Origin of the sequence: Pseudoduganella buxea, assembly GCF_009720835.1 — a bacterium.
In the GTDB taxonomy this organism is placed as follows: Bacteria; Pseudomonadota; Gammaproteobacteria; order Burkholderiales; family Burkholderiaceae_D; genus Rugamonas; species Rugamonas buxea.
Map to the genome: position 1 here is coordinate 1 of NZ_WNKZ01000345.1, position 245 is coordinate 245.

Here is a 245-nt window from a genome sequence, read left to right on the forward strand (position 1 = left end):
GTTTCCGCTGCCGCGCGTACCGTCATCGAACCCAACATGCACTGCAGGAACGGTAGCCATTTTTCGCGCAGCCGGATAAACGCCAGCGGCGTATCGGTCAGTGCATTGAAGGACCTGTGGCACTGGCGACAGCGGTAGCGCTGCAGGCCGCGCAGGATGCCGTGACGGTACAGCTTGTCGGCGCCGCAGTGCGGGCACCGGCGCATGCGCGCGCCCCGTTCCTCGATGATGGCCAGGCAGTCTGC

Annotated in this window: 1 protein-coding gene; it reads right to left on the minus strand. The window is 65.7% G+C overall.

All coding sequences use genetic code 11. The features are described 5' to 3' along the window. Nucleotides 1-245 (minus strand): IS1/IS1595 family N-terminal zinc-binding domain-containing protein (locus tag GM672_RS28815; protein ID WP_170300305.1); only part of this gene is annotated, 245 nt, incomplete at both ends.